The 8,491-nt window shown below is 39.9% G+C and carries 9 protein-coding genes; 8 read left to right on the top strand and 1 reads right to left on the bottom strand.

Annotated elements, in window-relative coordinates:
* Positions 1–414 precede the first annotated feature (414 nt).
* Together HMPREF2805_RS11310 and HMPREF2805_RS07030 are read left to right on the top strand one after the other, a co-directional pair.
* Positions 415–579, top strand: coding sequence for a hypothetical protein (locus HMPREF2805_RS11310; protein WP_186822561.1), 165 nt, complete (start codon positions 415–417; stop codon positions 577–579).
* 51 nt (positions 580–630) lie between these two features.
* Positions 631–1,332: a CPBP family intramembrane glutamic endopeptidase gene (locus tag HMPREF2805_RS07030; RefSeq protein ID WP_075231937.1), complete on the top strand. Its 702-nt coding sequence runs from the start codon at positions 631–633 to the stop codon at positions 1,330–1,332.
* A gap of 270 nt (positions 1,333–1,602) precedes the next feature.
* On the opposite strand, the gene HMPREF2805_RS07025 is transcribed toward HMPREF2805_RS07030, so the two are convergent.
* Positions 1,603–2,019, bottom strand: a complete 417-nt coding sequence (locus HMPREF2805_RS07025) for a DUF6556 family protein (RefSeq protein WP_075231936.1) — start codon at positions 2,017–2,019, stop codon at positions 1,603–1,605.
* Positions 2,020–2,155: 136 nt separating this feature from the next.
* On the opposite strand from HMPREF2805_RS07025, the gene HMPREF2805_RS07020 reads away from it, so the two are divergent.
* From HMPREF2805_RS07020 to gla, 6 genes are all read left to right on the top strand, one after another.
* A complete protein-coding gene (locus HMPREF2805_RS07020) occupies positions 2,156–3,298 on the top strand; it encodes a cysteine desulfurase family protein (protein ID WP_075231935.1) in 1,143 nt (380 codons plus the stop codon).
* 8 nt (positions 3,299–3,306) lie between these two features.
* Positions 3,307–4,521 (top strand): tRNA uracil 4-sulfurtransferase ThiI, encoded by a 1,215-nt coding sequence (gene thiI / locus HMPREF2805_RS07015; RefSeq protein WP_075231934.1) that lies wholly within the window; start codon positions 3,307–3,309, stop codon positions 4,519–4,521.
* A gap of 135 nt (positions 4,522–4,656) precedes the next feature.
* Positions 4,657–5,481 carry an alpha/beta hydrolase gene (locus HMPREF2805_RS07010; protein ID WP_001076728.1) on the top strand — a complete coding sequence of 275 codons (825 nt, stop codon included), beginning with the start codon at positions 4,657–4,659 and terminating at the stop codon, positions 5,479–5,481.
* Positions 5,482–5,502: 21 nt separating this feature from the next.
* Entirely contained in the window at positions 5,503–6,243 is a 741-nt protein-coding gene (locus HMPREF2805_RS07005) for an esterase family protein (protein WP_075231933.1), read from the top strand.
* A gap of 12 nt (positions 6,244–6,255) precedes the next feature.
* On the top strand, positions 6,256–7,422 hold the full coding sequence (locus tag HMPREF2805_RS07000; protein ID WP_075231932.1) for an ATP-grasp domain-containing protein: 1,167 nt from the start codon (positions 6,256–6,258) through the stop codon (positions 7,420–7,422).
* 158 nt (positions 7,423–7,580) lie between these two features.
* On the top strand, positions 7,581–8,450 hold the full coding sequence (gla, locus tag HMPREF2805_RS06995) for an aquaglyceroporin Gla (protein WP_075231931.1): 870 nt from the start codon (positions 7,581–7,583) through the stop codon (positions 8,448–8,450).
* Positions 8,451–8,491 lie beyond the last annotated feature (41 nt).

Raw genomic sequence — 8,491 nt, 5'->3', positions numbered from 1 at the left:
TGATGAACAGAATCTGGTCTTGTTCGCTTTTTCTTAAAGTGAGGAAGCTGATGGCCACTGAAGTTCTTTGACCAGAATATTTTTAACTTGGGACGAAGAACTTTCGATTGGGTTAAGTCGCAAGCCAATTTCTACCATTTAGGATGTTTTGATGACAATTTAAGAATAAGCAATCTTTTCCTGGAAATAAATGCTAAACTATAATTGTTCCTAAACATGATTTAGTAGATCGGTGGTCTGGTTCAACCCTAAAAGAACAGAGCTGATCTTACAAGTTAATCAGAAGAGTCATTGTTAGCTGAGCTTTAGAGGTAGCTAGTAGAAAAAAGTAAATCTTAAATTTGATGTTCTCTTGTGAGCAAGACTAAGGAGTTATTCTATTCATTTATTTGTAGAAAGCTTTGGGGAGTATCTATGAAATTTAATAAATATATCTTTCCTTTGGCACAAGCCTGCTTGGGTTTGTATTTATTCGCTAATGGAGGTAGTTTGATCAATTTAGATATTGGGGTTATCCTTTTGTTATTATCTCTGATTAAGGGAGTAGAAATCTATAAAGAGGAAAGAAAACATAGCTGAGCTTTCTTAGTAAGTAGAGATGCTGGAGTTAAGGAAAGAAGAGGTATTGATGTGCAAAAGTTGAAAAATAGTTTAAAATTTGTAGGAATGATCTTACTGATTATAAATATAAATACATTTCCCATGAGAATGCTGGCTCTCGAAGATTCTAGTTCTCTATCCTTAAAGTGGACGACTAGTATTGGGTATTTGCTACTTGCTACCTTCTTGCTAGTTGCTGTTTGGAGACAGTATAAAAAGAAAGTTCCAGACCAGCAGAAGACTTTCAAATTTACCTGGAAGGATTTTGGAATAGCCCTTTTATTTTATGTGGCTACTCGAGTCGTAGCGATTGTAGGTACTCTTCTGATCCAAGTGGTTACTGGAAATCCAACATCCGCTAACGATGCGGCCTTGCTGGCTACAAGTGAGCAGGTCACTCGAGTTTTTCCTCTATTTTTCATCGCTTTTCATTTTGCAATTGGTATATTTGCTCCAATCATGGAAGAATTAGTATTTAGAGGATTCTTCAGCCACTATTTTTTTAAAGCTGATCAAAAGTGGTTGAAATTGTTAATAAGTTCTGCTATTTTTGGCTACCTGCATATGTTTTATCCGATAGAGTTTGTAACTTATTTTTTACTGGGAGTGATATTTTACTTAGCCTATGCTCGTAGAGGAAACATTCTTGATTCTATAGCTGTTCATTTGTTAAATAACGGACTGCTGGTACTGGTATCTATTTTAAACTATCTATTTTTAGTTTTTAGCTAATACTCTTCGAAAATCTCTTCAAACCACGTCAGCGTCGCCTTTCCGTATATTTGTTACTGACTTCGTCAGTTCTATCCACAACCTCAAAACAGTGTTTTGAGCAACCTGCGCCTAGCTTCCTAATTTGCTCTTAGTATAAAATATATCCAAAAAATGATTGGTTTAAAGGCTGATCATTTTTTTGTTGCAAAGATCAACTTTTGCTGATAAATACTGAAGACAGCAATAAAAAAAACCAGTGATTCAATCACTGGCTGTTAGATCGTTCTTTTAGGAAGCTCCATTAGTAGTAGACGTTTTTGTATCTGTTGTTTGAGTGCTAGATGAAGGAGCAGTTGGTTGTTCTTGTTTACTGCTAGTGTCTTCTTTCTTGCTTTCTTCACTGCTACTAGATTGACTTGTCATTTCTTCTTGTGTGTTGTCCTTTGTAGAAGTATTATCCTTGTTGGGAGTAGTGTTCTCTTGAGGGGATTCCTTTTGAATCTCTTTTATGACAGTTGTCTGGGTTGTCGTAGTTTCTTTTTTAGAGTTATTATTGTTGTTGTTATTCATAGCATTCATGATGGTGATGCTTGCAGTAATCAGTCCCAGAATACTACCGATAGTAGCAATCGTTTTTTGAAAAACAGTAAATCCTTTTTTGATGTGTTCTGTTTTGGGTTTTGATGTTCTACGATAATTAGACATAATATCTCTCCTTTACTAAAATTCATTATACCGAAAATCTTTAAAAAAAACTTAAATGAACCTGAATTGCCTTTCTTGTCGCCTGAACTGTTTCGTGATACAATAGAAGGAGTGATTTTAGAAAGCGTGAGAAACCATGATTTACTTTGATAATTCGGCAACGACTAAGCCTTATCCAGAAGCACTTGAAACCTATATGCAAGTGTCTGCAAAAATTATTGGAAATCCTTCAAGTCTCCATCGTTTGGGAGACCAATCTACCAGAATTTTAGAAGCTTCTCGACAGCAGATTGCAGATTTGATTGGCAAGAAGAGTGATGAAATCTTCTTTACATCTGGTGGGACTGAAGGGGATAACTGGGTTATCAAAGGTGTAGCATTTGAAAAAGCGCAATTTGGCAAACATATCATTGTGTCTGACATTGAGCATCCAGCAGTCAAGGAGTCAGCCCTCTGGCTCAAGACTCAAGGTTTTGAAGTGGATTTTACACCAGTTGATGAAAAAGGATTTGTAGATGTAGAGGCCTTAGCAGGTTTACTTCGTCCTGATACCACACTAGTTTCCATCATGGCAGTCAACAATGAGATTGGCTCAATCCAGCCTATTGAAGCTATTTCAGAACTTTTGGCAGATAAGCCAACTATTTCTTTCCATGTAGATGCTGTTCAGGCCTTGGCAAAAATACCGACAGAAAAGTATCTGACTGATCGAGTAGATTTCGCAACCTTCTCCAGTCATAAATTCCATGGAGTTCGTGGTGTTGGCTTTGTCTATATCAAGTCTGGTAAGAAAATTACACCGCTTTTAACTGGTGGTGGCCAAGAGCGTGACTATCGTTCAACAACTGAGAATGTTGCTGGGATTGCTGCGACTGCCAAGGCTTTGCGTCTAGCTATGGAAAGACTGGACTTATTTGCTAGCAAAACAAGTCAGATGAAGGAAGTCATTCGTCAGGCTCTTCTTGACTATCCAGATATTTTTGTCTTCTCAGGTGAGGAAGACTTTGCGCCTCATATTTTGACCTTTGGGATTAAGGGTGTTCGTGGTGAAGTCATTGTGCACGCCTTTGAAGACTATGATATTTTCATTTCTACAACATCAGCTTGCTCGTCCAAGGCTGGGAAACCTGCTGGTACCCTGATTGCCATGGGCATTGAAAAAGATAAAGCCCAGTCAGCAGTTCGTCTCAGTCTAGACCTAGAAAATGACATGAGTCAAGTTGAACAATTTTTGACTAAATTAAAATTAATCTACAATCAAACTAAAAAAGTAAGATAGGAGCATTCATGCAGTATTCAGAAATTATGATTCGCTACGGAGAGTTGTCAACCAAGGGTAAAAACCGTATGCGTTTCATCAATAAACTACGTAATAATATCTCAGACGTTTTGTCCATCTATCCTCAAGTCAAAGTCACAGCAGATCGCGATCGTGCCCACGCTTATCTGAATGGGGCAGATTATGAACCAGTGGCAGAATCTCTCAAGCAAGTTTTCGGGATTCAAAACTTTTCTCCAGTATATAAGGTTGAAAAATCTGTAGAAGTTCTGAAATCTGCTGTTCAAGAGATTATGAAGGACATCTACAAGGAAGGGATGACCTTTAAAATCTCTAGTAGACGCAGCGACCACAACTTTGAACTCGATAGTTGTGAACTCAATCAAACGCTTGGTGGAGCAGTTTTTGAAGCTATTCCAAACGTTCAAGTCCAAATGAAAAATCCTGATATCAATCTGCAAGTGGAGATTCGTGAAGAAGCAGCCTACCTTTCATATGAAACCATTCGTGGTGCAGGTGGTTTACCAGTTGGAACTTCTGGTAAAGGTATGCTCATGTTATCAGGTGGCATTGACTCTCCTGTTGCTGGATATCTAGCTCTAAAACGTGGAGTGGATATCGAGGCTGTTCACTTTGCTAGTCCACCATATACAAGTCCAGGTGCCCTCAAGAAAGCGCAAGACTTGACTCGTAAATTGACCAAATTCGGTGGTAATATCCAGTTTATCGAAGTGCCATTCACTGAGATTCAAGAAGAAATCAAGGCTAAAGCTCCAGAAGCCTATCTCATGACTCTGACTCGCCGCTTTATGATGCGGATTACCGACCGTATCCGTGAAGTGAGAAATGGTTTGGTCATCATCAATGGTGAAAGTCTTGGTCAGGTGGCAAGCCAAACCCTGGAGAGTATGCAGGCTATTAATGCGGTGACTAATACACCAATTATCCGTCCAGTTGTGACTATGGATAAGCTAGAAATCATTGACATTGCGCAAGAAATTGATACCTTTGAAATTTCTATCCAGCCGTTTGAAGATTGTTGTACGATTTTTGCACCCGATCGTCCGAAGACAAATCCAAAGATTAAGAATGCTGAGCAGTATGAAGCGCGTATGGATGTCGAAGGTTTGGTTGAACGTGCAGTAGCAGGAATTATGATTACTGAAATCACACCTCAAGCTGAGAAGGATGCTGTTGATGAGTTGATCGATGACCTCCTTTAATCAGAAAAACCAGAGGAAAAGATAAAATAAGTAAAAAAAGTTAGTTTATTGTCCTAAATTTGGACGGAAACTGACTTTTTTTCTATTTTTATGATATAATTAGATAAAATTTTGAATATAGAGAGTTTTCTGACAATGAATCAATCTTATTTTTATTTAAAAATGCGAGAGCATAAATTAGTGGTTCCCTACACAGGTAAGGAGCGCCGCGTACGTGTTCTCCTCCCGAAAAACTATGAGAAAGATACGGATAGAAGTTATCCTGTGGTGTATTTCCATGATGGACAAAACGTCTTTTATAGTAAGGAATCTTACGTTGGACATTCCTGGAAGATTATTCCTGCTATCAAGCGAAATCCAGATATCAGTCGCATGATTATCGTGGCTATTGACAATGATGGCCTAGGACGAATGAACGAGTATGCAGCTTGGAAATTCCAAGAGTCTAATATTCCTGGTCAACAATTTGGTGGTAAAGGTGTCGAGTATGCTGAATTTGTCATGGAAGTGGTTAAGCCTTTTATCGATGAAAACTATCGGACAAAATCAGACCGTAAACACACTGCAATGATAGGATCTTCACTTGGTGGCAATATTACCCAGTTTATCGGCTTGGAGTATCAAGATCAGATTGGGTGCTTGGGAGTTTTCTCATCAGCTAACTGGCTCCACCAAGAGGCCTTTGATCGCTATATCGAGCGTAAAAAACTCTTACCTGACCAACGAATTTTTATCTATGTTGGAACGGAAGAAGCTGATGATACAGACAAGACCCTCATGGCTGGCAATATTAAGCAGGCCTATATCGACTCTTCCCTTCGCTATTATCATGATTTGATAGCGGGAGGAGTGCAGTTGGAAAATCTCTCACTCAAGGTTCAGGCTGGAGCCATTCACCATGAAGTGCCATGGTCAGAAAATCTTCCAGCTTGTCTACGATTTTTTGCAGAAAATTGGTAAATAGTATAAAGGAGACAGGATATGAATATTGAACATCTTAGCCACTGGAGTGGTCATCTAAACCGTGAAATGTATGTTAATCGTTACGGACACGCAGGTATCCCAGTGGTTGTCTTTGCTTCCTCAGGTGGTAGCCACAATGAATACAATGATTTTGGCATGATTGATGCATGTGCATCCTTTATCGAGGAAGGTCGAGTGCAATTCTTTACCCTTTCAAGTGTCGATAGTGAGAGTTGGCTAGCAACATGGAAAAATGGTCATGACCAAGCTGAAATGCACCGTGCTTATGAGAGATACGTTATTGAAGAAGCCATTCCTTTTATCAAGCACAAGACAGGCTGGTTTGACGGTATGATGACAACAGGATGCTCTATGGGAGCCTATCACGCTTTGAATTTCTTTCTGCAGCATCCAGACGTCTTTACCAAGGTAATCGCCCTCAGTGGTGTATACGATGCGCGTTTCTTTGTAGGTGACTACTACAATGATGATGCTATCTATCAAAATTCACCAGTAGACTATATCTGGAATCAAAATGATGGTTGGTTTATTGACCGTTACCGTCAGGCTGAGATTGTGATTTGTACTGGACTAGGTGCTTGGGAACAGGATGGCCTGCCTTCTTACTACAAGTTAAAAGAAGCCTTTGACCAAAAACAAATTCCTGCCTGGTTTGCAGAATGGGGGCACGATGTTGCCCATGACTGGGAATGGTGGCGCAAACAAATGCCTTATTTCCTCGGTCATATGAGTCTATAAAAGGAGTTGCTTATGAATTATCTTGTAATTTCACCCTATTACCCACAAAATTTCCAACAGTTTAGTGTTGAGCTAGCCAATAAAGGAATCACCGTTCTAGGGATTGGGCAAGAACCCTATGAACAACTAGATGAGCCACTGCGCAATAGCTTGACTGAGTATTTCCGTGTTGATAATCTTGAAAATATTGATGAAGTTAAACGCGCAGTTGCCTTTCTCTTTTATAAGCATGGTCCAATTGAACGCATCGAATCTCACAATGAATACTGGCTAGAGCTGGATGCTGCTCTTCGTGAACAGTTTCATGTCTTTGGTGCAAAACCAGACGACCTCAAAAAGACCAAGTTCAAGTCTGAAATGAAGAAACTCTTCAAAAAAGCTGGAGTTCCAGTGGTTCCAGGTGCTGTCATTGAAACAGATGTAGATGTTGACAAAGCTGTGAAAGAAATTGGCCTGCCTATGATTGCCAAACCTGACAATGGAGTGGGAGCGGCAGCAACCTTCAAGCTTGAAACAGAAGAAGATATCCATCATTTCAAGGCAGAGTGGGACCATTCAACCGTTTATTTCTTTGAAAAATTTGTTACTTCTAGTGAAATCTGTACTTTCGATGGTTTGGTAGATAGAGACGGGAATATCGTCTTTTCTACGACCTTTGACTATGCTCACACACCTCTCGATCTTATGATTTACAAGATGGACAATTCTTATTACGTTCTCAAAGAGATGGATCCAAAATTGCGCAAGTATGGTGAGGCAATTGTCAAGGAATTTGGCATGAAGGAACGTTTCTTCCATATCGAGTTCTTCCGTGATGGTGATGATTATATTGCTATTGAGTACAATAACCGTCCAGCAGGTGGCTTCACCATTGATGTCTATAACTATGCCCATTCTTTTGATTTGTACAAAGGCTATGCAGCGATTGTTGCGGGTGAGCCATTCCCTGCTTCACAATTCGAGCCCCTGTACTGCTTGGCAACATCTCGTCGCGCCAATGCCAACTATGTTTATTCAGAAGAAGACTTGCTCGCCAAATACGGTCAGCAATTTAAGGTCAAGAAAATCATGCCTGCAGCCTTTGCTGAATTGCAAGGAGACTTTCTCTATATGCTAACGACACCAAGTCGTGAAGAAATGGATCAGATGATTAAGGACTTTGGTCAGCGTCAAGAATAATCAAAATTTTGACTTAACAAACTAGCTTTGTTAGGTCTTTTTTTAAGAACTAAAATAAAAGCGTTTTCCCGCAGTATTCTTTTAGAAAATCTGTTGCTAAAAGGCTTAAAAATTGATAGAATAGGGATTGTCTAAAAAATATTAAGGAGAATCTATCAATGGATTTCGCATGGGCAGTCAAATATGCCACTGAATTTTTGGGAACAGCCATCTTGATCATCTTGGGAAATGGTGCAGTTGCCAACGTTGAACTTAAAGGTACGAAAGGTCACCAAAGTGGCTGGCTCGTTATCGCTGTTGGTTACGGTATGGGGGTTATGATCCCTGCCTTGATGTTTGGTAATGTTTCTGGTAACCACATCAACCCAGCCTTCACTCTTGGTCTAGCAGTTAGCGGACTTTTCCCTTGGGCACAAGTAGCACCATACATCGTTGCACAAGTCTTGGGAGCAATCTTCGGACAAGCCTTGGTTGTTGCAACTCACCGTCCATACTACTTGCAAACTGAAAAAGCAAACAATATCTTGGGATCTTTCTCAACTATTTCAAGTTTGGACCACGGTACAAAAGAATCACGCTTCGCAGCAACAGTTAACGGTTTTATCAACGAGTTCGTTGGTTCATTCGTTCTCTTCTTTGCAGCACTTGGTTTGACAAAGAACTTCTTTGGAGCTGAAGTCCTCCAATACATGAAACAAATGGCAACTCAAGCTGGTCAAAATGTTGACTTCTCTGACTTGGCAATTAAAGCTCAAACAGCACCACACACAACAGCAGGTGTTGCAGTAGGTCATATGGCACTTGGTTTCTTGGTAATGGCTTTGGTTACTTCACTTGGAGGACCTTCAGGACCTGGTTTGAATCCAGCTCGTGACTTTGGACCACGTCTTCTTCACGCCTTCCTTCCAAAATCAATCCTTGGTCAACACAAGGGTGATTCAAAATGGTGGTATGCATGGGTACCAGTAGTTGCACCGATTCTTGCAGCGATTGCAGCGGTAGCAATCTTCAAATTCCTTTACCTATAATATTTATAAACTGGGATTTTCCCAGTTTTTTCTTTTTTCAG

Origin of the sequence: Streptococcus sp. HMSC034E03, assembly GCF_001811505.1 — a bacterium.
GTDB lineage: Bacteria > Bacillota > Bacilli > Lactobacillales > Streptococcaceae > Streptococcus.
Note: the sequence above shows the minus strand (reverse complement) of the source record. Positions and strands in the feature narration are given on the sequence as shown.

Excerpts from the sequence above, each read along its gene's own strand:
- HMPREF2805_RS07000 (WP_075231932.1), top strand. The coding sequence starts at position 6,256 with ATGAATTATCTTGTAATTTCACCCTATTACCCACAAAATTTCCAACAG.
- HMPREF2805_RS07020 (WP_075231935.1), top strand. The coding sequence starts at position 2,156 with ATGATTTACTTTGATAATTCGGCAACGACTAAGCCTTATCCAGAAGCA.
- HMPREF2805_RS07010 (WP_001076728.1), top strand. The coding sequence starts at position 4,657 with ATGAATCAATCTTATTTTTATTTAAAAATGCGAGAGCATAAATTAGTG.
- gla (WP_075231931.1), top strand. The coding sequence starts at position 7,581 with ATGGATTTCGCATGGGCAGTCAAATATGCCACTGAATTTTTGGGAACA.
- HMPREF2805_RS11310 (WP_186822561.1), top strand. The coding sequence starts at position 415 with ATGAAATTTAATAAATATATCTTTCCTTTGGCACAAGCCTGCTTGGGT.
- HMPREF2805_RS07025 (WP_075231936.1), bottom strand. The coding sequence starts at position 2,019 with ATGTCTAATTATCGTAGAACATCAAAACCCAAAACAGAACACATCAAA.
- HMPREF2805_RS07005 (WP_075231933.1), top strand. The coding sequence starts at position 5,503 with ATGAATATTGAACATCTTAGCCACTGGAGTGGTCATCTAAACCGTGAA.
- thiI (WP_075231934.1), top strand. The coding sequence starts at position 3,307 with ATGCAGTATTCAGAAATTATGATTCGCTACGGAGAGTTGTCAACCAAG.